Source organism: Streptomyces sp. NPDC097981, from assembly GCF_040302565.1.
In the GTDB taxonomy this organism is placed as follows: domain Bacteria; phylum Actinomycetota; class Actinomycetes; order Streptomycetales; family Streptomycetaceae; genus Streptomyces.
Window position 1 is genome coordinate 1 of record NZ_JBEORW010000030.1, and the last position, 21,040, is coordinate 21,040.

Below are 21,040 nucleotides of genomic sequence, written 5' to 3' on the forward strand. Positions count from 1 at the left end.
GACGACGGCGGCCACCGCTTCCTGTGCCGGAGCGGCACCGAGGAGGGAGCCGCGGTCCTCGCGCAGCTCCCCCACCGCATCGCCGACGACGCCACTCGTGCCGCCGCGACCCGTGGAGTACAGGAGGCCGCCGAACGCATGGGCCGGTCCATGCCGCCGGTGGACCTGCGCACGCTGATGCGGGACAGCCTGGAGGCCGACCGCTGGGACGACGTCACGGCCCGGTGCCTGAGCTGCGGCAACTGCACCATGGTCTGCCCGACCTGCTTCTGCACCACCACCGAGGACGTGACCGACCTGACCGGCGATCACGCCGAGCGGTGGCGCCGCTGGGACTCCTGCTACGACCTGGACTTCTCGCTCCTGCACGGCGGCCCGGTCCGGGCCACGCCCCGCAGCCGCTACCGCCAGTGGCTCACCCACAAACTGGGCACCTGGCACGACCAGTTCGACAGCTCCGGTTGTGTCGGCTGCGGCCGCTGCATCGTCTGGTGTCCCACCGGCATCGACCTCACCGAGGAGGCCCACGCCCTGCACCAGGAGGCCGCGCAGCAGGAGAACACGTCGTGACCCCGGCTGCGGACCGGCCTCCCGCCGAGGGACTGCTCGCCCCTCTGACCGCGGAGGGACGCGAGCGGCTGATGGCCCTGGCGCGCGACGTCGTCCTGCCGGGTGCCACCCGGATCTTCGAGGAGGGCGAGGAGGCGGACCGCTTCTGGATCATCCGCTCGGGCACTGTCGCGCTCGATGTCCACGTGCCCGGCCGGGGACCCGCGGTCGTCGAGACCATCGGTGCGGGCGGCCTGCTCGGCTGGTCGTGGCTGTGCCCGCCCCGGCAGTGGCACCTCGGCGCCGAGACCCGGGAGCCCACCCACGCCTGGGAGTTCGACGCCGCCGCGGTACGCGCCCTGTGCGCCGCACGGCCCGCGCTGGGTCTGGCACTGGTCACCCTCGTCGCCGAGACGATCGGAGAACGGCTCAGGGCCACACGCACCCGGCTGCTCGACCTGTACGGATCGCAGGAGAGCAGGCCCACACCATGACCCTGGCACCGCTTCCCCACCGAGTGGTGGACCGGCGGGAGGAGACGCGCGACACGGTCACGCTCACGCTGGAGCCGGCCGGGGAGCCTCTGGGCCCTTTCGCACCGGGCCGGTTCGCGATGGTGTACGCGTTCGGGGTCGGAGAGATCCCCGTGTCGGTGTCCCGGACCTCCGGCGGGCAGGTACTGGCGCACACGGTACGCGCTGTCGGTGCCGTCTCGCGCGCACTGTACGCGCTGCAGCCCGGTGCACCGGTCGGGGTCCGCGGCCCGTTCGGCACCGGCTGGGACACGGCCGCCGCGCACGGCCGCGACGTGCTCGTCATCGCAGGCGGTATCGGCCTCGCCCCGTTGCGTCCCCTCATCCACACGGTGCTGGCCGAGCCGGACGCTTACGGGCGGCTCAACGTGCTCGCCGGTGCCCGGACCCCCGGCGATCTGCTGTACCCGGACGAGGTCCCCGGATGGCGCAGGCCCTTCGCGGCGGTCACCGTGGACCTGCCCTCCGACGACTGGACCGGCAGGGTCGGAGTCGTCACAGCGTTGATCGGCGAAGCCCGGTTCGCTCCGGAGAACACGACCGCCTTCGTCTGCGGCCCCGAGGTCATGATCCGGGCTACGGCGCGTGCCCTGGTCCACCGGGGCGTGCACCCGGCCCGCATCCAGGTCTCCCTTGAGCGCAACATGCGCTGCGCCACCGGCCACTGCGGCCACTGCCAGCTCGGGCCGCTGCTGCTCTGCCGCGACGGCCCGGTCATCGGCTACGACCAGGCCGAGTCCCTGCTCACTGTCCGGGAACTGTGAATGAACGCGCCCGACACACCGCAACGGTCCTCCCGCCCCCGGCTGGGCGTCTTCAAGTTCGCCTCGTGCGACGGCTGCCAGCTCACGCTCCTCGACTGCGAGGACGAGCTCCTCGGCATCGCCGACGCACTGGAGATCGCCCATTTCGGGGAGGCGTCCAGTGACGCCGCGCCCGGTCCGTACGACCTCGCGCTCGTCGAAGGGTCGGTCAGCACCCCCGAGCACGTGGACCGCGTCCGCCGCATCCGCGCCGACTCCCGCCACCTCGTCACCATCGGCGCCTGCGCCACCGCCGGAGGCGTCCAGGCGCTGCGCAACTACGCCGACGTCGAGGAGTACCTGGCGACCGTCTACGCCCGTCCCGACTACATCGAGACCCTCGCCGCCTCCACGCCCGTCTCCGCCCACGTACCCGTCGACTTCGAACTGCGCGGCTGCCCCATCGACCGCGGCCAGCTCCTGGAGGTCATCACCGCGTTCCTCGCCGGACGAAAGCCCGGCATCCCGAACCACAGCGTCTGCTTCGCCTGCAAGCGCCGCGGCAACGTCTGCGTCACCGTCGCCCACGGCACACCCTGCCTGGGCCCCGTCACCCATGCCGGCTGCGGGGCCCTGTGCCCCACCTACGGACGTGGCTGCTACGGCTGCTTCGGACCTGCCGGCACCACGAACCTTCCCGCGCTGGTCCCGCTCCTGCACCGCGACGGAATGGACGAGGAGGACATCGGCAGGTTCCTGCACACCTTCAACGTCACGGCCTTCACCGCCGTCGAGGAGCGAGGGCCCGGCGTGACGGACGCGAAAGGAGCCGGATGAGCCCGCCCACGTCCAGGTCCCGGGTGCTGCGCATCCCCGCCCTCACCCGTGTCGAGGGCGAGACCGCGCTCCACCTGCGGGTCCACGGCGACACCGTCACCGAGGCGCGCCTGGCGATCTACGAGCCGCCGCGGTTCTTCGAGGCTTTCCTCCGGGGCAGGGCCCACACGGAGCCCCCCGACCTCACGTCCCGCATCTGCGGGATCTGTCCCGTCGCCTACCAGATGAGCGCTTGCCGGGCGATCGAGGACGCGTGCGGCGTCACCGTCGGCGGACAACTGGCCGCCCTGCGTCGCCTGCTGTACTGCGGTGAGTGGATCGAGAGTCAGACGCTGCACATCCACCTGCTGCACGCGCCGGACTTCCTCGGCCACGACGACGTGATCGGGCTGTCCCGCTCCCACCCGGAGCACGTCGAACGCGGACTGCGCCTGAAGCAGACCGGCAACGCGCTGGTCGAACTGCTCGGAGGCCGCGCCATCCACCCCGTCAACGTCCGCCTCGGCGGCTTCCACCGCACTCCGGCCCGGGCCGAGCTCCGTCCCATGGCGGAGCGACTGCGCACGGCCCTCGACGACGCGTGGGACACCGTCCGCTGGGTCGCCGGCTTCGACTTCCCCGACGCGGAGTGCGACGCCGACCTGTTCGCCCTCGCCGAAGCCGGTACCTACGCCATCGAGTCCGGCGTTCCCACCGTCCTGCCGTACGGCGAGCCCCTCGCACCGCGCAGCTTTCCCCTCCGGGACTTCTCCGCCCACGTCGCCGAGGCGCAGCTCCCGTACTCCACGGCCCTGCACTCCCGGCTCGACGGCCGCCGGCATCTCACCGGGTCTCTCGCCCGCTGGGCCATCAGCGGCCACCTGCTCTCGCCGACGGCGCTGGAAGCGGCCCGGGAGGCCGGACTGGGCGAGCCCCCGCTGCGACCGGATGCGGGAGGCGGCGGGCGCGGCTCCGTCTGCAGGAACCCGTACCGCAGCGTCCTCGTCCGGGCGGTGGAAGTCCTCTACGCGGTGGAGGAGGCCCTCCGCATCATCGACGCGTACGAGCCGCCCACCCACCCGTACGTGGAAGTGCCCGCCCGGGCCGGCACCGGACACGGAGCCACGGAAGCACCTCGCGGCCTGCTGTACCACCGCTATACGCTCGACGCCGCCGGCCGCATCACCGACGCGTGCCTCGTCCCGCCCACCGCCCAGAACCAGGGCGCCATCGAGGAGGACCTGCGCCGGATCGTCCAGGCCGGCCTCGACCGGGGCGAGGGTTCCGAGGCGGAACTGACCCGGCTCTGCGAGCGGGCCGTGCGCAACCACGACCCGTGCATCTCGTGCTCGGCCCACTTCCTGGAACTCGACGTCGAGCGAGTGCCGGGAACCACCTGATCACCGGGGCGCCCCGTCCAGGCCTCGCCCAGCACGGCAAGGACCTCACGCGCAGGACCTGCGGCAGATCCAGCTCCCGGCCAACCGACACCAGGCCTGGAGCAGCCCGTTCAGTCGGCCGCGTGCGCCTCTGACCTCATCGATCCGTACCTGGAGCAGGAGTGCTCAGTGGTGGTCCGTACGGTGGGGTGTGCCCGACTCTGCGTGCAGATGGCGGACGTGGGCGTCCGGGCCCGGGAAGAAGACGGTGGTGCGGCCGGTGTCGGACCAGAGCACGTCGTAGGGCGGGGTGCCGTCGTCGTGGTGCAGAGCGATGACTTCGCCGTCCCGGCCCGGTGTTCCGACGGTCGGGCCGCCCACGACGATCTGGTCGCCCACCTCGGCGTGGACACCGTGTCCGTGTGCATATGCCTTCACGATCTTGCCTTTCCGTGGAATGCGCCCCGCAGGAGCCGGGCGACGATGAATGCCGCGAGGGCGGCCGCGGTGGCGAGCCCCGTACCGGACCAGCCCACGGGCTCGGTGTCCAGCAGCGACTGCAGCGCGGGAACGTGAAGGGCGGCCAGCGCGAGGAGGGCGGAGACCGCCACGGAGGCAGGAAGGAAGAGGTTCTGTGTGGTGAGCAGCCGGGCCCTCAGGCCCAGAGCCACTCCCAGCTGGGCCGCGAGCAGGGCCAGGAAGAGCACGCTCTGCCAGGGCAGGTCCATCGCACGGGCGGCGACGCCGGCGATCAGGCTGAACGTCGTCACGGCCGCTGCGAGGACGAGGAGGCGCTGCCACACGCCCGCGGCCAGGATGTGCTGTCCAGGAGGGCGGGGCGGGCGGTGCATGGCCTGCGGGCCGACGGGTTCGGCGCCCATGGCCACACCTGTCAGACCGTGGGTGAGCAGGTTGATCCACAGGATCTGACCTGCGCGCAGGGGCAGGGACAGGTCGAGCAGGGGGCCTGCCAGCATGACCAGGATCTCGGCGGCTCCGCCGGCCATGGCGTAGACGAGGAAGCGGCGGATGTTGTCGTAGACGCGGCGGCCTTCTTCGACGGCCGTGACCACGGTGGAGAGCTCGTCGTCGGTGAGCACCAGGTCCGCTGCCTGGCGGGCGACTTCCGTGCCGCGGGCGCCCATGGCCACGCCGATGTCGGCCTGGCGGAGCGCGGGACCGTCATTGACCCCGTCCCCGGTCATCGCCGTGACCGCGCCGCGGGCGCGCCAGGCGTGGACGATGTCCAGCTTCTGCTGCGGGTCGGTACGCGCGAAGACCCGCACCCGGGTCAGGTCGGTGTCCGGGGCCGCGGCCAGCTCGGGGCCGGTGAGGACCTCACCGGTGGTTCCGTCCTCGACAAGGCCGGTGCGTACGGCGATGGCGTGGGCGGTCGCCGGGTGGTCGCCGGTGATCAGGACGGGGGTGATGCCCGCGGCGCGGCACACCTCCAGGGTCGTGGCAGCCGCCGCCTTCGGGGGGTCGCTGATGGCGACGAGGCCCAGGAGGCCCAGTCCGTGCTCGGCCTCGGGAGCCGGCCGGTCCCACACGAGCCGCTCGGTTCCTGCCACCGCCAGGACGCGGAACCCGCGAGCGGCCAGGAGGGCGGCCTGGCCACGGGCCCGGTCCAGGAGGCCCTGCGGCTCGGCGAGCACCGTTGGAGTGAGTACCGCCTCCGGTGCCCCTTTGAGGCACACCAGGACGTTCCCGTCGGGAAGGTGGTGCAGGGTGGTCATCCGCTTGCGCACGCTGTCGAAGGGCGCCTCCGCAAAACGGGGGCAGGCTTCGTGCAGTGCGGCCTGGTCCGGGCAACCTGCCCTGGCAGCGGCTGCCAGCAGAGCGGCCTCCATGGGATCGCCCACGGCCGTCCAGGCATCGGAGGGCTTGCGCGGTTGTCGCAGACTCGCGTCGTTGCACAGGGCCGCCGCTGTGAGCAGTTCCTGCATCGGGCGGAGTTCCACGGGAGTCAGGAGACGTCCAGCGCGGGTCAGGTCTCCCTCCGGCTCGTAGCCGCTGCCGGACACGTCCGCGGAACCGGAGGGCGTCCACACATGCTGGACGACCATGCGCCCCTCGGTGAGGGTGCCGGTCTTGTCCGTGGCCAGGACGCTCACCGAGCCCAGGGTTTCGACTGCCGGCAGGCGTCGGACGAGCGCGTTGCGGGCGGCCATCCGGCGTGCCCCGAGAGCCAGGGCGAGGGTGACCACGGCCGGCAGGGACTCCGGCACCGCTGCGACGGCCAGGCTGATGGCTGTGACCGCCATCGTGCTCACCGTGAGGCCGCGTGCCAGGCCCAGAGCGAAGAACAGAACGCACAGGGAGATGGTCACGGCCGCCAGAATGCGGCCCAGGGAGGCAAGGCGGCGCTGAAGCGGGGTGGGTTCGCGGCCTGTGTCGAGCAGCGCCGCGATCCGGCCGAGGGCACTGGCGGATCCGGTGGCCTTCGCAGTGGCCACGGCTCGGCCGCGCACGATGACGGTAGCGGCACTGACCGTATCGTTCGCGCTCTTGTCGACGGGTTCGGATTCACCCGTGAGCAGGGACTCGTCCACCAGAAGTGCGGACGCCTCGGTGAGGTCGGCGTCCGCGGCGACGATGTCCCCCTCCCCCAGCAGCATGGTGTCGCCCGGCACCACGAGGGCCGCCGGCACCTCGTGCGGGGTGCGCTCGCGCAGGACCCTCGCGTGCGGGGCCGAGAGGGCGGAGAGCGCGGCCACGGCGCGGTCCGCCCGGACTTCCTGAGCCACCCCCACAGTGGTGTTGAAGACGACCACCAGGCCGATGACGACGGCGTCCGGGTGGTCCCCGATCGCGAGGGTCAGCAGCATGGCTCCCAGAAGCACCGTGATCAGCGGGTCACGCAGCTGCGCCAGCACCCGTCGGTGAAGAGGCGTGGGCCGCGGCGGTGCCACTTCGTTGCGGCCGTAGCGGGCCAGTCGGCGTTCGGCTTCGGCCTGTGTCAGCCCCGGCCCCGCTGGGGCTGACACAGGCCGCGTGTCGGTCGTACGGCCGGTCACGGCAGCCTTCATTCCATGGGTACGGCGATCACCGGGCAGTGCGCGCGGTGCAGGAGGCCGTGGACGACGGACCCGAGCCGCATGCCGGCGTATCCGCCGCGGCCGCGGCGGCCCACGATGACGGCCAGGGCGTGCTCGGCCGCCCTCGCGAGCTCCTCGACCGGGTGGCCGGTCAGGACCTCATGGGTGACGTGCACGTCGGGGTACCTGTCCGACAGGCCTGCGGTGGCCTCGGAGAGCAGGGCGCGCTGAGCGCGAAGGGCCACTTCCTCGTCGTTCAGCATGAACACCGGCGGCTGCCACACGCAGACGGCCCGGAGCGCGGCCCCGCGCAGGTCGGCCTCGTCGTAGGCGAACGTCAGCGCGGCCGACGCGGTCGGGCTGCCGTCGATGCCCACGACGACGTAGGGCGGCTGCCGGCTGATGTGCTCCGCGTCGCCGACGACGACCACGGGGCAAGGGGCCTGAGCGCTGACGGGTACCACGATGGATCCGGCGCTGAAGAACTCCGCGGTACGGCTGAGGTGCCGGGAGCCGAGCACTACCATGTGGGCTTCCTTGGCCAGGCTGCCGAGGGCAGGGACGGGGAGCCCCTCCAGCAGATCGTCGGTGACTTTCACTTCGGGGTGTCGGTCACGCACCCAGCTGCAGGCTTGGTCGAGTCTGTCGGCTCCCGCCCGTCGCAGGGCCAGCCGGCCGGTGGTGTCCTCGACGTGGTGGGTGTCGTGCTGCGGCGGCACCGCAAGCACCAGGCGCAAGAGGAGCCGACGGCGCTGTGCCTCGTCTGCGGCCCAGGCGAGGGGCAGGTGCCAGTCCCTGGCAGGGTCGACCCCGACGACGATGTCGCGGCCCCGGCCGCCGGTCATGACCGGCTCCCGAAGTCGCTGCCCGTCCGGGGGATGAGGAGGACGGGGCAGTGGGCGTGGTGCAGGACGCTGTGCGTGGCCCTGCCCAGGTTGCGCGCGATTCCGAGGGGACCGGGGACCCGGCGTCCGCCCATGACGAGCAGGTCGGCGTGGCGGGACGCCTCCACCAGGACACCGGCCACGGAGACACTCTTCTCTGCGTCGGCCCGCACTTCGAGGTCGGGAAACTCCTCGCAGACCGCGTCCTGGACGGCCTGCAGGGCCTCTGCGTGCGCGCCTGCGATCTCGTCGATGCCGTCGAGCATGCTGACCACCTGGCCGACGGACTGCAGGATGTTCCAGACGTGCAGGAGCCGGAGGGATCCCTTGCGCAGTTCGGCCTCACGCGCGGCGTACCGGGCGTACAGGAGGTCGTGCTCGTCACGGAAGGCGGCGAGGACGGTTCCGGTCTCCTCGGTGCCGTCGACACCACGGACGACGATGACGGGGGCCATGGCGCCGGCCGCGACGTCCAGGCCGACCGAGCCGAGCATGAGGGAGTTGAATCCGCCCAGGCCGCGGTTGCCCACTACGATCGTGCCGTGCAGGGCGCCGGCCCGGTGCAGGCTGGTGACGGCGTCCGCGCGGCTGAACTCGGTGGTCACGCGCAGACCGGGGTGCTCGGCTTGCACAGCCTGCGCCGTGTCGTCCAGGAGTCCTCGGCCGTTGGCGCGGACCCGTTCGACGGCTTCCCCGGACAGGTACAAGGCCCTGCCGTCGGTGTCGGCCCCGTAGACGATGTGCAGGGGGCGCTCGCGGCGTACGGCCTCCCTGGCTGCCCACATGGCGGCAGTGCGCGCCGAGTCCGAGCCGTCCACGCCTACGACCACCGGGCTGGTGTCCGGGGTGCGGAATGTGCTTTCCACGGTTCCTCCCAACCGAGAAGCCGATGAGGACACCACTCACGCTGGCATCGGCGGCTCTCCACGAAGAGGGCCGCCCGGGACCGCGATGGGGACCAAAGGTCCCCACCGCTCCGCGGGGCCGCCGACGCCGCCCGGCCGATGACGGGCCGGGGCATCGAGCGGCTGCCCGTCGTGGACGAGGAGGACCGGCTCGTCGGCATCGTCACCCGCCGCGACCAGATGCGACGCGGAGCGCTCTCGCACGGTGTTCAGCGGTGACGGCGGCGCCGGGCCCACCGGCGGAACTCGTCCGTGCCCCAGACCAGCGGTGGGAAGGCCGCGATGAGGAGGACGACGTCCGGCGGGAGGGCAGCGGTGCCGAAGAGGCTCTGGAGCGGTGGTGCGTAGACGAGCGCCGCGGTGAAGGCGAGCTCGAAGGCGATGCCGCCGAGCAGCAGCGGGTTGGTGAAGAAGCCGATGTCGCGCAGGGCCGCGTGGTCGGTGCGGGCGGCCACGGCGGTGCCGACCTGGCAGGTGACGATGCCCGCGAAGGTAGCGGTGGTCGCGGTCAGGTAGGCGTGGTGCAGCGGGCTCCCGGGACCGGTGTCATCGCCGGGTTGCCAGCCCGCACGCCACAGAACGTAGAAGAAGGCGGTCATGACCAGGACGGCGGAGACGGAGCCGAGCCAACCCCAGCTGCGGACGAGCATGTCCTTGCTGATCACGCTTTGCGAACTGGGCCGGGGTGGTCGTGCCATGACGCCCGGTTCGGCGTGCTCGCGGCCCAGGGCGAGTGCGGGAAGCGTCTCGGTTCCGAGGTCGATGGCGAGGATCTGCAGGACGGTCAGAGGGAGCGGCACGGTCCCGGCGGAGAGGGCGAAGACGACGAAGGGAACGACCTCGGGGGTGAGGTGGGCGAAGATGTAGACGATGAACTTGCGGACGTTGTCGTAGACGCGGCGGCCGGATTCGATCGCCGTGACGATGGTGGCGAAGTTGTCGTCGGTCAGGACCATGGTGGACGCCTCTCGGGCCACGTCCGTGCCCGACCGTCCCATGGCCACGCCGATGTGGGCGCGGTGCAGCGCGGGTGCGTCGTTGACCCCGTCGCCGGTCATGGCGACGATCCGCCCGTGGGCGCGCAGGGCATCCGCCACCTTCAGCTTCGTCTCGGGCGAGGAACGGGCGAAGATGATCTCCGTACTGTCCTTGCGGAGGAGGTGGTCGAGCTCGTGGTCGTCGATCGCCTCGGACTGGGCGACCACCTGCATGTTCGGCACGCCGATGCCGACAGCACGGGCCACGGCTGCGGCTGTTGCTCCGTTGTCACCAGTGACTACGTGCACGGTGAGCCCCGCCGCGTGACAGCGCCGGACCGCGGCCTCGACTTCTGGGCGCGGCGGGTCATGGAGGCCGACCAGTCCGCGCAGCTGCAGTTCCTGTTCGACTTGCCGGCGCTGCGCCGGCGGGCCGGTGCCAGGTGGCAGTTCGCGTACCGCGACGGCCAGCACCCGCATCCCGTCCTTCGCGATTGCATCGGCGGCGTCCTGGGCCTCCTCGGCCGGCTCCCCGGCAGCCAGCAGCGGGAGAACGGCTTCCGGGGCGCCCTTGACGATGACGCGCCGACGGCTCTGGTCCGTGTGCTGTATCACGGACATGCGGCGCAGGCGCGGGTCGAAACGGAAACAAACGCGGCGACCGGCATCCCGCTCCGTCAGGTCGACCGGCACCGCGTGGTCTGCGGCTCCCTCCACCAGGGCGACCTCGGTCGGGTCTCCGCGCAGCGTGCCGTCACCCTGACGAGTGACGGTGGTGCACAGGGCCGCATCGCGAACGAGGTCCGCCGATCCCGACCCGGCTCTCGTGGCGTCCTGGGGCATCCACACGGTGTGAAGGCGCATCTGGTTGCGGGTGAGGGTGCCGGTCTTGTCCGTGCAGATGACGTTGGTCGAGCCGAGGGTCTCCACAGCGCTCAGCCGCTTGATCACCGCCCCTTGGCGGGCGAGGACGCGCACGCCGACGGCAAGGGCGAGGGTGATCGTGGGCAGCAGTCCTTCGGGGACGTTGGCGACGAGCAGGCCGATCGCGAACATCAGGGAGTCGGTGAGAGGCAGCCCGACGGCAACGCCGGTCACGAGGAACACGGCCCCCAAGGCGACGGCTACTGCCGCGATCAGCCAGGCGATCTTCTTGACCTGTGTCTCCAGCGGGCTGGGCTCCCGGCGGGTGCGCTGACTGAGGACGGCGATCCGGCCCAGCTCGGTGTGGTCGCCCGTGGCGAAGACGATCGCCTGCGCCTGGCCCTCGGTGGCGGTGGTGCCGCTGAAGACGAGGTTGGGTTCCTGAAGGAGTGAAACGCCTTCGAGGCCTGGGCCGGCAACACGCTCGACGGGAGCGGACTCGCCCGTCAGCATGGAGAGGTCGGCCTCTATGCCTCCCTCGGTCAGGCGGGCGTCAGCCGGTACCCGGCCGCCCTCCTCCAGCACGAGGAGATCGCCGGGTACCAGATCACGCGCGGGGACCTGCTGTGCCTGTCCGTCCCGGACCACGATGGCCTGGGCAGGAAGGTAGCGGGCCAGGGTCTCTACGGCCTTCTCCGCCTGCTGTTCCTGGACCAGGGCGAATCCGGCGTTGACGAGGACGACTGCGATGATCGCCCAACCGAGCACGTCGATGCCGGCCGTGAACGCGAGTGCGGCTGCGGCCCACAGCAGCAGGGCCAGCGGGTGGACCAGCTGCCTCAGGAGTTCCCGCAGGATGCTCGTACGGGCGCCGGGGCGGACCTCGTTCGGCCCGTAGACGGCCAGTCGGCGTTCCGCTTCACGGCCCGACAGGCCCAGGGGGGCCGGTGTGCAGTTCGCGGCGGAGCAGGGGCAGGGGCTCCAGCGGGTCGGGCGCGACATCCGGTGTGAGCTCCTGGTCGGCGGCGGCCTCAGTCATCACCGGCTCCCTGTCCGGGCCGCAGACGGCCGGACCACCGGGGTTCGGCCCGGTAGGTGGTCTCGCCGACCGTCACGGCCGGGACGGAGTGCCGGTGGAGTGCGATCTCTTCGGCGGCGCGGCCGGCGTCCGTCCAGGCGTTTCGTCCGACCGCGACGCCGCAGATCACGGCCGGCAGGCAGGCCGGCATGGAGGTGGCGCGCAGGCGGGCTCGGGTGCGGTCGGCGTCACGACGGAGCGGATTGCCTCCCGCCCCGGGCGTGCGGTGGTGCATGACACGCCTCCGTCCTGCGTCTGTGCCGCCCTGCCGGTCAGGCGGCCAGCTCGGTGCTGATGTGGTGGGCCCAGGTCCGGATCCTCTCGGGGTTGCGGTAGTCGCCGCCCTTGCCCTCGTGGAGCAGGGCACGGGCGAGGAACCCCGGCGTACGGGCTGTGATGCTGCCGCCGAAGGTCACGTGCTCGCGTGCCCCGATGAGCTGCATCTGCCGGGCGACGGCGGCGACCGGGGGGACGTCGTGTTCCTCGGCGGAACTGTCGAGGGGGCCGCTGCTGAACAGCCACACCGGCCTGTGCCTGAGGGAGTCCGCGTTGCGTTCGGCGCAGTGCATGGCCTTGCGGCTCCAGTGCCCGGCGTAGAGGGAGCCTCCGAGGACGACGGCGTCGTAGCCGCGGACGTCGTGTACGTCGTCGGCGGCCCGTACATCGGCGGCAAGACCGTCCTCGCGTAGCGTCTCGCCGATCTGCTCGGCAATACCTGCGGTGGCACCGTGCTTGGTGCCGTAGGCGACCAGAACCCGCTTGGTGCTCATGACGTCTGCTCCTCTTGAAGGCGTGATGAGGCTGTTGTCACTGTCACGCAGATGGAGGCGGTTCCGCTTGGGCCGTATGGATCCTGACGGGGGCCATTCGGTCCTCCGCCGGTCGGCTCTCCTCGGCTGCGGCCACGTGCTCCTTGACGGCCGGGTCGTTCTCGTCGAAGACGTGGGCTTCGGATCTCCGGGCCCCGCGGCTCCCCGGCGACGAGCGGGGCGGTCCCGCCCAGTCCGCAGGTGGCGTTGGCCCAGATCGGGGCATGGCCGGGGGCCTCCGGGGCGAGCGCGAGGAAGAACGCTGTGGCGGCGTGCACCGACAGTTCGGGTGCCTGGGCGTCCGCGTGAGCGCACGTCCTGCGCCACCGCTGGGGAGTCACTCCTTGCTCAGCCGCACCGTGTCTCCCGTCCGTCCGCCCGCGAGGACGTCGATGCGCACGCCGGTCGCGGGGTCGGTGAAGCTCTGTCCGGGTGCGTACGCGGCCAGGTCCAGCGAGGAGCAGCCGTTGGGCGGGATCGTGGTCGGGTTCGCGTTCATGATCCGCACCGGGCCCTCGCCGGTCCGGGCGGCGGAGTCGACCTTGTAGACGAGGACGCCGGTGGAGCAGGCGGCCGCGTCGTTGCCCCGGGCACGGCGGGATTCCGCCACGTATGCCGTCGTCTCACTGGTCCGCAGCACGGCGATCTTGGTTCCGCCGGGTCGTTCCACCGGGGCCATCCGCACCGTTCGGCGACCGGACGCGGGCAGGCAGGCGACCTCGTCGTCGCGGGTCCACCCGAGCTTCCAAGAGTGCCAGCCGAGGTACTGCGGGGCGCGGCCGGCGATGTCACCCATGACGTCCCAGCCACCCACGTACGGGTGGGTGGGGCCGGTGAACGCGTACAGGTCGGGCAGCCCGAAGGTATGGGCGGTCTCGTGGGCCGCGACCTTGGGGCCCCAGCGCCACATGTCCTGTCCGAAGGTGACGGCCCACTTGAGGCGGGTGCCGTCGGCGGTGATGCCGGGGGTTGCCGGGTCGTACAGGTAGGTCGGTGAGAAGGGGATCGCGGTCGCCGTCCTGGCCGGGACGACGTAGACCATTTCGTAGCGGGAGAAGTCCGCGTAGGGGTCGGCGGCCGTGATCGCGTCGCGAAGGTACTTCTCGTGGGCCTCGAAGGTGAGGCCGCGCGCGAAGCCGTAGGAGGTGGACTCGGCGGGCATCCGGATCCAGCGGTGCAGTGGGGTGCTGTCCAGCCGCAGACGGCCGTAGCTCGCGCGGCCCATCCAGTCCGCGGCCGGGGCGAGGTGAGCGGCGTACGGCTCGGTGGAGTCGGTGGCCGGGGCGTCGGGGAAGTCCACGTACAGCGTCAGGACACGGCGGGTTCCGGTGGCGGGCTGGAACCGGGACCGGTCGGTGTCGTGCCCCTCGTCCGTCCAGCCTGTCCGGCCGGGGAGGGCGCAGCCGGCGGCTGGAGGCGGCGAACCGGGGGCAGCGGCCGCGGTGGGGGCGGACAGGCCGGAGATGGGGGCGACGAGCGCGACGACCGCGACGAGCGGCAGCAGGCGGTGGAGCGGGTTGGTCATGTCTCTCCCGTCAGAGGCAGATTGAGGGGTTGCGCGGGCGGGTGGGAGGGAGCTGCGAGAGTTCTACGCGCGACCCGCGGCCAGATCCATCAGGCGGGACAGCACGCGGCCGCCGGAGGCAGTGACGCCGTCGTGCTCCCATTCGTTGGTGACCCATACCCGGGTGGCGCCGACCTCGCGCGCGGTGCGCAGGGAGAGCCCGGCGTCCACGTACATGTCGTCGTGGTAGACGAGTGCGGCGAGCGGGACCCGGTTGGCGGCGAGGCGGTGGGGGTCGTACAGCGGTGGCCAGTCGCGGCGTTCGGCGAGCAGATCGGCGGCGTCGGCGAAGGGACGCAGGCCCTTGATCTCGCGGAACATCCAGGGGTAGATCATTTCTCCGGTGAGCAGGAGGGGGTCGGCGTCCTCGGCGAACTCGGGGAAGGCCGCCAAGGCCCCGGACGCCGCCCAGCCCGTCGACCCCGCGCCCTGGCCGTACAGGGTCTCCTGCATGACGGCGAAGAGCGGGTTGTCGGTGAAGCCGGTCAGTGTCGTCACCTGGTGCATGAAGGTGTCGGTCAGCTTGGCTTCCTGGTCGAGGGATTCGTCGAGAAGCCAGTGGATCCGCTCGAAGCCGTCACCCATGCCGAGGGTGAGGCCGAGCGTGCGCAGGCGGTGGGGGGTGAGCCGGTCTCCGTCGGGCAGGCGCACATCGGTGGCAGCCAGGAGGCGGGCGATGTCGCGCAGCCGGGCGGCGTCGTCGGGGTAGCGGGCATAGAAGTCGAGGACGCGGTCCCGCACCCGGGGGTAGGTGCGGGCGTAGACGTCGGCGGCGGTGGCCGAGAGGCCAGGCAGGCCGCCGGTCACGTAGCAGGCCCGCAGACCTTGGGGGGCCCGGGAAAGATAGGTGAGGGTGATGAAGCCGCCGTAGCTCTGACCGAGGGTCTCCCAGGGCTCGTCGCCGCACAGCTGCCGGCGGATCAGTTCGGCGTCCGCGACGATCGAGTCGGCGCGGAAGTGGCCGAGATGGTCTGCCAACCGGGCCGGCGAGGCGAAGCGGGAGGCCGCCCGGGCGGTGACGGGGGCGGAACGGCCCGTGCCGCGCTGATCCAGGAGGAGGACCCGGTGGGTTTTGAGGGCTTGGGGCAGCCAGCCGGGTGAACCGGCCGACGGCCTGGGCGACTTGCCGCCGGGTCCGCCCTGCAGATAGAGCAGCCAGGGTAGTTGCCGGCCCGCTTGGAGCGCATCGGTGACCTCCCTGGCGAAGATCTGGATGGTCGGACCGTGCGGGGCCGCGTGGTCCAGGGGGACGGTGAAGACGTGGTCGACGGTTGCGTACGCAGGGTTCATGGGTCCCTTTCGCGGCCGCATGGCCGCCCGGTGACGTGTGACATTGCGCGACAGCATGGCGCGGCCAACGTCCGCCGCGGAGCCCCCCGCTTGCCCATAACTCCGCGCTATGGAGGCGCGACAATTGTGAGTGCCATTTCACATAACTATGTTATCGGTCACATTCCAGCCTCCTCGGGCTGCCCGACTGTTCACGGAGTGACCACTGATGAACAAGCGCACTCACGCCGTCGCCACCGCCCTGGCGGCGACCGTCACACTCGGCATGGCCGGCTGTTCCAACGGCAGCCACTCCGGCGGCAGTCGGCAGGACAAGGACGCGAAGAACCCGGCACTCGCCAACGCAGGGGCCACGGTCGGCGGCACTCCGCAAAAGGGCGGCACGCTGACCGTCCTGTCCAACCAGGACTTCACCCACCTCGACCCGGCCCGCAACTGGGTGATCGGCGACATGGACTTCGGTACCCGGCTGCTCTACCGCACGCTGGTGACGTACAAGGCGGAACCGGGCGCTAAGGGCGGAGAGCTGGTCCCCGACCTCGCCGAGGACCTCGGTGTCTCCTCCAACGGCGCCAAAACCTGGACCTTCAAGCTCAAGAGGGGTCTCACGTACGAGGACGGCACCCCGATCACCGCCCAGGACGTCAAGTACAACGTGGAGCGGTCCTTCTCCCCCGACCTGCCCGGCGGCCCGGACTACGCCGCCCGCTACCTGGCCGGCGCCGAGGGCTACCGGGGCCCCGCCCAGGGGCAGCACCTCGACTCCGTCAAGACCCCCGATGACCACACGATCGTCTTCGAACTCCGCAAGCCCTTCGCGGAGTTCCCCAACGCCACCGTCCTGCCCACCTTCGCCCCGGTGCCCCCGGCTCAGGACAAGGGGCCCCAGTACGACAGCCGCCCGTTCTCCTCGGGCCCGTACAAGATCGAGTCGTACGACCGGGACAAGCGGCTGGTGCTGGTCCGCAACCCCCACTGGGACCCGGCGACGGACACCGTGCGCAAGGCGTACCCGGACAAGCTGGTCGTGGTGATGGGGCTGAGGGCCAACCAGGTGGACGACCGTCTCATCGCCTCGGAGGGCGTGGACGCCTCTGCCGTCTCCTGGGGCAAGCTGCGCCCCGAGAGCACCCCCAAGGTGCTCACCAAGGCCGACGTCAGGGCGCGACTGCTGGCCGAGTCCACCAACTGCACCGAGATGGTACAGATGCACACCGGCCGGGCCCCCTTCGACGACGTCAAGGTCCGGCAGGCCGTGCAGTACGCCCTGGACCGCGAAGCGGTGCTGACCGCCTCGGGCGGCCCGGCTCTCAACGACCCCGCCACCGCGCTCATGCCCGGCTCGCTCTTCGGCGGCAAGCAGCCCGACACGCTGGGAATCCCGGCCACGGGTGACGTGGAGAAGGCGAAGCAGCTCCTGAAGGAGGCGGGGAAGCCGGACGGGTTCACGACCGCCATCACCGTCTCCAACGGGGACAAGGGGGTTGCCGAGGCGGTCCAGCAGTCCCTGGGCCGGGCGGGGATCAAGGTCACGATCGACGCCGTCGACCCGTCGGCCTTCTACGACACCATCGGTGACACCAAGAAGCGCACCGACCTCGTCTACACCGGCTGGTGCCCCGACTACCCCTCCGGCTCCACCTTCCTGCCCTTCGTCTTCGACGGCCGCTACATCAAGGAGAAGGGGAACTCCGGCAATCACTCGCTCTTCCGCGACGAGGCGACGATGAAGCGGATGGACGAGATCGCCGGCATGACCGACGCCGCGCAGGCCAACACGGCGTGGCGACAGCTGGACGGGGAGATCCTCGCCAAGGCCCCGACGGCGCCCGCCGTCATCGAGCGCATGCCGCTGCTGCTGGGCACCAACATCGCCGGCGCCTTCGGCCACACGTCCTTCGGCGGCCAGCTCGACTACGCCACGATCGGGCTCAAGGACCCCGCGAAGAGCGGCACCTGACGTCACCCCGCGCAGTGCCCCCGGCTCCTCGGCATGGAGCCGGGGGCACTGTCGCGTCCTGCCCCGCCTATGACTTCGTGATGCGTACGGTCTCGCCGTAGCCGTCAGCGGCGAGGACGTCGATCCGTACCCCGGCCACCGCATCGGTGAACGACTCGCCTGCCCAGAACGGGGCGTCGTCCAACGGTCGGCAGCCGACCGCGGGTACGGCGGCCGGCTTGGCATCCATCACCCTGACCGGCCCCTGGCCGGTCCGCACGGAGGCATCGACCCGGTAGACAAGGGCTCCGGTCGAGCAGGAGCCCGCGTCCGCCTGGATCCCGCGCCTGGACTCGACGACATACGCGGTCGTGGGGCCGGTGGGGATCAACGCCATCTTGGTGCCGCTGCCGTACTCGACCGCCGTGAGGTACACGGTGTCGCTGCCCTTCGCGGCCCGGCACACGACCTGGCCGTCCCCGGTCCAGCCGAGCTTCCAGGAGTGCCAGGCGAAGAACTGCGGCTCCCGGCCGCCGATCAGGCCCATCGCGTCCCAGCCGCCGACGAACCGGTGGGCATCGCCGCCCGCCTCGAAGGCGTACAGGTCGGGCAGACCGAAGGTGTGCGCGGTCTCGTGGGCGACCAGCTTGGCACCCCAGTGCCACATGTCCTGGCCGAAGGTCACCGCCCACTTGACCCGACGGCCGTCGGCCACCACACCCGCCGTGCCCGGCTCGTACACGTACGTGGGTGTGAAGGAGATCGCCGCCGCGTTGCGCGTCGGCACGACGTACACCATGTCGTAGCCGGAGAAGTCCACGTACGGATCGGCGGCCGCCACCGCGTCCTTGACGTACACCTCGTGCGTCTCGTGGGTCAGGCCGCGCGCGAAGCCGTAGTCGGTGGAGGCGCGAGGCATGCGAAACCACCGCTGGTGCTGGTCGATCGCGAGCCAGGTCTTGCCGTACGAGGCGTACCAGAGCCAGTCCGCCCCGGGCGTGATCTGCGCAGAGTCCTCACTCGGCGCCTCGGTGGCCGGTGCGTCCGGGAAGTCCACGAAGACCATGCCGACCTTGACCGTGCCGGCGGAACGCCGGAACACCGAGTAGTCCGTATCGTGCCCCTCGTCCGTCCACCCGGTGGTACCGCGCAGGGCGCAGGCCGACGGGCTGTCAGCGGCGCCGGCGGGCGGCGCCACCAGCAGGAGGAGCAGCAGGAGTGCGGCGGCCAGGGCAGCCGGCAGCCCGGGCGTGGCCGTCAGTCGGCGGATGGGTCTGGATCCGGGTCGCATGGAAGCTCAACCTCCCGTAAATCACGTGTGACATTTCACATAAGATTGACGGGATCCGGCTCCTGTCCGGAAGCTGTCGTCGCTCCATAACATGCGCCGCATGGAACTGGAGGTACGGCACCTGCGGGTGCTGTGCGCGATCGCCGACGCCGGCAGCCTCACGCGGGCCGCCGCCGCACTGTCCATGACCCAGCCCGGCCTCAGCACGCAATTGCGCCGCATCGAGTCGATGCTCGGCGGTGTCCTCTTCGACCGGCAGCGGGCCGGAGCCACACCCACGGCTTTCGGTGAGCTGGTGCTGGCCCGGGCCCGCGCCGTCCTGCCGGGCATCGACGCGCTTCTCGCCGATACCGCCCGCGCGGCCCGCCACCTGGCATCCCCGGACCGGGTCCGCGTCGGATCGGTCGGTGCTCCCCTCATCAGCCACCTCATCCTGGCCATAGGGAGGTTGCTGCCCGAGGCCGAGGTGACGTCCCGGTGCCACTACTCCCCCGTCACCCTGCTGGACGACCTCGCCGCCGGCCGCCTGGAGGCGGCGGTCCTCGGCGACCACCCGGAGCAGGTCCTGCCGCCGCGCGACGGGGTGGTCCTCACCCCCCTGGTCACCGAACCCGTCTTCGCCCTACTGCCCGCGACCCACCCGCTGGCCCGCCAGGAGGCCGTATCCCTGACCGAACTCGCCGATCACGACTGGGCGATGCCCCGGCCCGACGGCGACCGCACCCGCGAGTACTGGTCCTCCGTGTGCGCGCTGACCGGCCGCCGCCCCTCCGCCCCGCACGAGGCCGAAGGGCGCCAGCTGGTCGAACTGGTCCGCGCGGGCCTGGCCGTCAGCCTCTGTCAGGCCACCTTCTCGGAAACCCCCGGCGTCGCCGTCCGCCCCCTCGCGGGAAACCCGCTCTGGTACCGGCACATCCTGGCCTGGCACCGCGACGGCCCACTGACCCCCCACGGCGACGCCATCCTCCGCACGGCGGCGGCCGGCTATCTGGACACCTGCACCGCCAGCCCGGTCTACGCGAACTGGCGCCGTCGCCACCCGAACCTGGCCCAGCCCTCCGCATGAACCGCAGGACGGGCGCCCTTCTGCCATCGGAGCCAGGATCGCCGCGCCGACCGATGACACCGAGTCGCGGAACGGCGCTGTGTGCCCCAGGATGCGGCCCGTCGGCGGGCCGGGATCACCGGGAGGTCGGCTTCGCCGCTCGGTCCGCAGACGCGCACGGTGGACGCGCGCCGCGGGCGCCCACTGCCGTTTCCGACTCGCCCGGCGGACTTCGCCGCGCTCGGGCCGGCCGACGGCTGACGGATGGATATCTTGAGCATCGGACCGGACGCCCCGGAGCGCCGCGCGGAGAGCTTCCGGCTGGTCGTCCATCCGACCACGCACTGCTGCGCCGCCGCCTACTACCCGGAGACCCATGTCCTCGTACCACTGGACAGCTAGGCCGACATCAGCGACACGCCCACCTCGAAGGGGCACCCTGATCAGGCGGGTACCCGCCGCGCCCGCGCCCCGGTGACCCATGGGGCATGAGTCGTCTCCTGAGGACCTGGTCCGTGCGGCGCGGGCCGTGGGGGTTACGGACGTACGGCTGCTGGAGGCCGTCCGGGTCACGCCACGGGCGGAGTTCGTCCCCGCCGAGCACGTGGCCTCCGCGTACCGCGACACGCCCCTGCCGCTCCCTCACGACCAGGTGACCACCCAGCCCTCGCTGGTCGCCATGATGGTCTCCGCGCTCGGCCTCACCGGAGGCGAACGCGTCCTGGAGGTGGGCACCGGCTACGGCTGGCAGACCGCGCTGCTGGCCCGCCTCGCCGGGTACGTGGTCGGCGTCGAGCGCTGGCCGGACCTGGTCGAGGAAGCCCGCCGCCGGCTCGCCGGGCAGGGCCTCGACAACGCCGCGATCGTCCTCGGCGACGGAACCCTCGGCGTGCCGGCCCGTGCTCCGTACGACGCCGTCATCGTCTGCGCGGCCTTCCCTGAAGTACCGGAGCCGCTGATCACACAGCTGCGGACCGGTGGCCGGCTCGTCCAGCCCATCGGCCCGGGGGGACATGAACGGGTCGAGCTGTACGAGCGGCGGGCCCACGGCCTCGTGCACCGCGCGACGGTCGCATCGGCCTACTTCGTCCGGCTGTACGGCGCCCATGGCTACCCTCAGCGCTGGTAAGGGCCGACCAGGGCACCGACGGCCCCTTCTGCAGCGGCGCGGGCGCCGGCCCGCAGGACAGAACACCCGACGTCGAGGTCGTACACCTCACCCCGGCCAACCGGGACACCCTGCCCGAAGCACTCGCGGCCCGGCCGGAGCGCGGACCCTCGTGAACCGTCCGCCTGAGCACGGGCTCCCAGGACGTCCGGGCAGGCGGCCGCGCGG

19 protein-coding genes and 1 pseudogene are annotated in these 21,040 nt (G+C 71.7%); 10 read left to right on the forward strand and 10 right to left on the reverse strand.

Going from position 1 to position 21,040, the window contains the following annotated elements:
* The 5 genes from ABTY04_RS26365 to ABTY04_RS26385 all read left to right on the forward strand — a co-directional run.
* Positions 1–570, forward strand: a 570-nt coding sequence (locus tag ABTY04_RS26365) for a 4Fe-4S dicluster domain-containing protein (protein WP_352215866.1), incomplete at its 5' end; no start/stop codon positions are given.
* 71 nt (positions 571–641) lie between these two features.
* Complete coding sequence (locus ABTY04_RS26370) at positions 642–1,043, forward strand: cyclic nucleotide-binding domain-containing protein (RefSeq protein WP_352215949.1); 402 nt, start codon at positions 642–644, stop codon at positions 1,041–1,043.
* Positions 1,040–1,846: an FAD/NAD(P)-binding protein gene (locus ABTY04_RS26375; RefSeq protein ID WP_352215867.1), complete on the forward strand. Its 807-nt coding sequence runs from the start codon at positions 1,040–1,042 to the stop codon at positions 1,844–1,846. The genes ABTY04_RS26370 and ABTY04_RS26375 overlap by 4 nt, the downstream gene beginning before the upstream one ends.
* Positions 1,847–2,662, forward strand: a complete 816-nt coding sequence (locus tag ABTY04_RS26380) for an NADH-quinone oxidoreductase subunit B family protein (protein WP_352215868.1) — start codon at positions 1,847–1,849, stop codon at positions 2,660–2,662. It abuts the gene before it with no gap.
* Positions 2,659–4,041: a Ni/Fe hydrogenase subunit alpha gene (locus ABTY04_RS26385; RefSeq protein ID WP_352215869.1), complete on the forward strand. Its 1,383-nt coding sequence runs from the start codon at positions 2,659–2,661 to the stop codon at positions 4,039–4,041. The genes ABTY04_RS26380 and ABTY04_RS26385 overlap by 4 nt, the downstream gene beginning before the upstream one ends.
* Positions 4,042–4,206: 165 nt before the next feature.
* Here the strand turns inward: ABTY04_RS26385 and ABTY04_RS26390 are convergent, their stop codons facing one another.
* The 4 genes from ABTY04_RS26390 to ABTY04_RS26405 are packed head-to-tail and all read right to left on the reverse strand — an operon-like array spanning position 4,207 to position 8,808.
* A complete protein-coding gene (locus ABTY04_RS26390; RefSeq protein WP_352215870.1) occupies positions 4,207–4,458 on the reverse strand; it encodes a DUF1918 domain-containing protein in 252 nt (83 codons plus the stop codon).
* Positions 4,455–7,049: a cation-translocating P-type ATPase gene (locus tag ABTY04_RS26395; protein WP_352215871.1), complete on the reverse strand. Its 2,595-nt coding sequence runs from the start codon at positions 7,047–7,049 to the stop codon at positions 4,455–4,457. Before ABTY04_RS26395 ends, ABTY04_RS26390 begins: the two co-directional genes overlap by 4 nt.
* Positions 7,046–7,903, reverse strand: a complete 858-nt coding sequence (locus ABTY04_RS26400) for a universal stress protein (protein WP_352215872.1) — start codon at positions 7,901–7,903, stop codon at positions 7,046–7,048. The genes ABTY04_RS26395 and ABTY04_RS26400 overlap by 4 nt, the downstream gene beginning before the upstream one ends.
* Positions 7,900–8,808, reverse strand: coding sequence for a universal stress protein (locus tag ABTY04_RS26405; RefSeq protein ID WP_352215873.1), 909 nt, complete (start codon positions 8,806–8,808; stop codon positions 7,900–7,902). Before ABTY04_RS26405 ends, ABTY04_RS26400 begins: the two co-directional genes overlap by 4 nt.
* Before the next feature lie 132 nt (positions 8,809–8,940).
* Between ABTY04_RS26405 and ABTY04_RS26410 the strand changes: the two are divergent.
* Positions 8,941–9,066 (forward strand): annotated as a pseudogene (locus ABTY04_RS26410) (CBS domain-containing protein); the annotation flags it as partial.
* On the opposite strand, the gene ABTY04_RS26415 reads toward ABTY04_RS26410, so the two are convergent.
* From ABTY04_RS26415 to ABTY04_RS26435, 5 genes are all read right to left on the reverse strand, one after another.
* Positions 9,057–11,690: a cation-translocating P-type ATPase gene (locus tag ABTY04_RS26415; protein ID WP_352215874.1), complete on the reverse strand. Its 2,634-nt coding sequence runs from the start codon at positions 11,688–11,690 to the stop codon at positions 9,057–9,059. The pseudogene ABTY04_RS26410 and the gene ABTY04_RS26415 sit on opposite strands and share 10 nt — an antisense overlap.
* 29 nt (positions 11,691–11,719) lie before the next feature.
* Positions 11,720–12,001, reverse strand: coding sequence for a hypothetical protein (locus ABTY04_RS26420; RefSeq protein WP_352215875.1), 282 nt, complete (start codon positions 11,999–12,001; stop codon positions 11,720–11,722).
* Positions 12,002–12,038: 37 nt separating this feature from the next.
* Positions 12,039–12,536 carry a flavodoxin domain-containing protein gene (locus ABTY04_RS26425; RefSeq protein ID WP_352215876.1) on the reverse strand — a complete coding sequence of 166 codons (498 nt, stop codon included), beginning with the start codon at positions 12,534–12,536 and terminating at the stop codon, positions 12,039–12,041.
* 376 nt (positions 12,537–12,912) lie between these two features.
* The gene (locus ABTY04_RS26430) at positions 12,913–14,100 is read right to left on the reverse strand and encodes a M6 family metalloprotease domain-containing protein (RefSeq protein WP_352215877.1); all 1,188 of its coding nucleotides are present in this window, start codon (positions 14,098–14,100) and stop codon (positions 12,913–12,915) included.
* A 63-nt stretch (positions 14,101–14,163) separates the two neighbouring features.
* Positions 14,164–15,429, reverse strand: a complete 1,266-nt coding sequence (locus tag ABTY04_RS26435; RefSeq protein ID WP_352215878.1) for an alpha/beta fold hydrolase — start codon at positions 15,427–15,429, stop codon at positions 14,164–14,166.
* Positions 15,430–15,637: 208 nt separating this feature from the next.
* Between ABTY04_RS26435 and ABTY04_RS26440 the strand changes: the two genes are divergently transcribed.
* Positions 15,638–17,389 (forward strand): ABC transporter substrate-binding protein, encoded by a 1,752-nt coding sequence (locus ABTY04_RS26440; RefSeq protein WP_352215879.1) that lies wholly within the window; start codon positions 15,638–15,640, stop codon positions 17,387–17,389.
* Between the two features lie 67 nt (positions 17,390–17,456).
* Here ABTY04_RS26440 and ABTY04_RS26445 read toward each other — a convergent pair whose 3' ends face one another.
* Complete coding sequence (locus tag ABTY04_RS26445) at positions 17,457–18,659, reverse strand: metallopeptidase domain-containing protein (RefSeq protein WP_352215880.1); 1,203 nt, start codon at positions 18,657–18,659, stop codon at positions 17,457–17,459.
* 100 nt (positions 18,660–18,759) lie between these two features.
* On the opposite strand from ABTY04_RS26445, the gene ABTY04_RS26450 reads away from it, so the two are divergent.
* The 3 genes from ABTY04_RS26450 to ABTY04_RS26460 all read left to right on the forward strand — a co-directional run bounded on the left by ABTY04_RS26450 (position 18,760) and on the right by ABTY04_RS26460 (position 20,833).
* Entirely contained in the window at positions 18,760–19,725 is a 966-nt protein-coding gene (locus tag ABTY04_RS26450) for a LysR family transcriptional regulator (protein ID WP_352215881.1), read from the forward strand.
* 252 nt (positions 19,726–19,977) lie between these two features.
* Complete coding sequence (locus ABTY04_RS26455) at positions 19,978–20,106, forward strand: hypothetical protein (RefSeq protein ID WP_352215882.1); 129 nt, start codon at positions 19,978–19,980, stop codon at positions 20,104–20,106.
* Positions 20,107–20,185: 79 nt separating this feature from the next.
* The gene (locus ABTY04_RS26460; RefSeq protein WP_352215883.1) at positions 20,186–20,833 is read left to right on the forward strand and encodes a protein-L-isoaspartate(D-aspartate) O-methyltransferase; all 648 of its coding nucleotides are present in this window, start codon (positions 20,186–20,188) and stop codon (positions 20,831–20,833) included.
* The last annotated feature ends 207 nt before the right edge of the window (positions 20,834–21,040 follow it).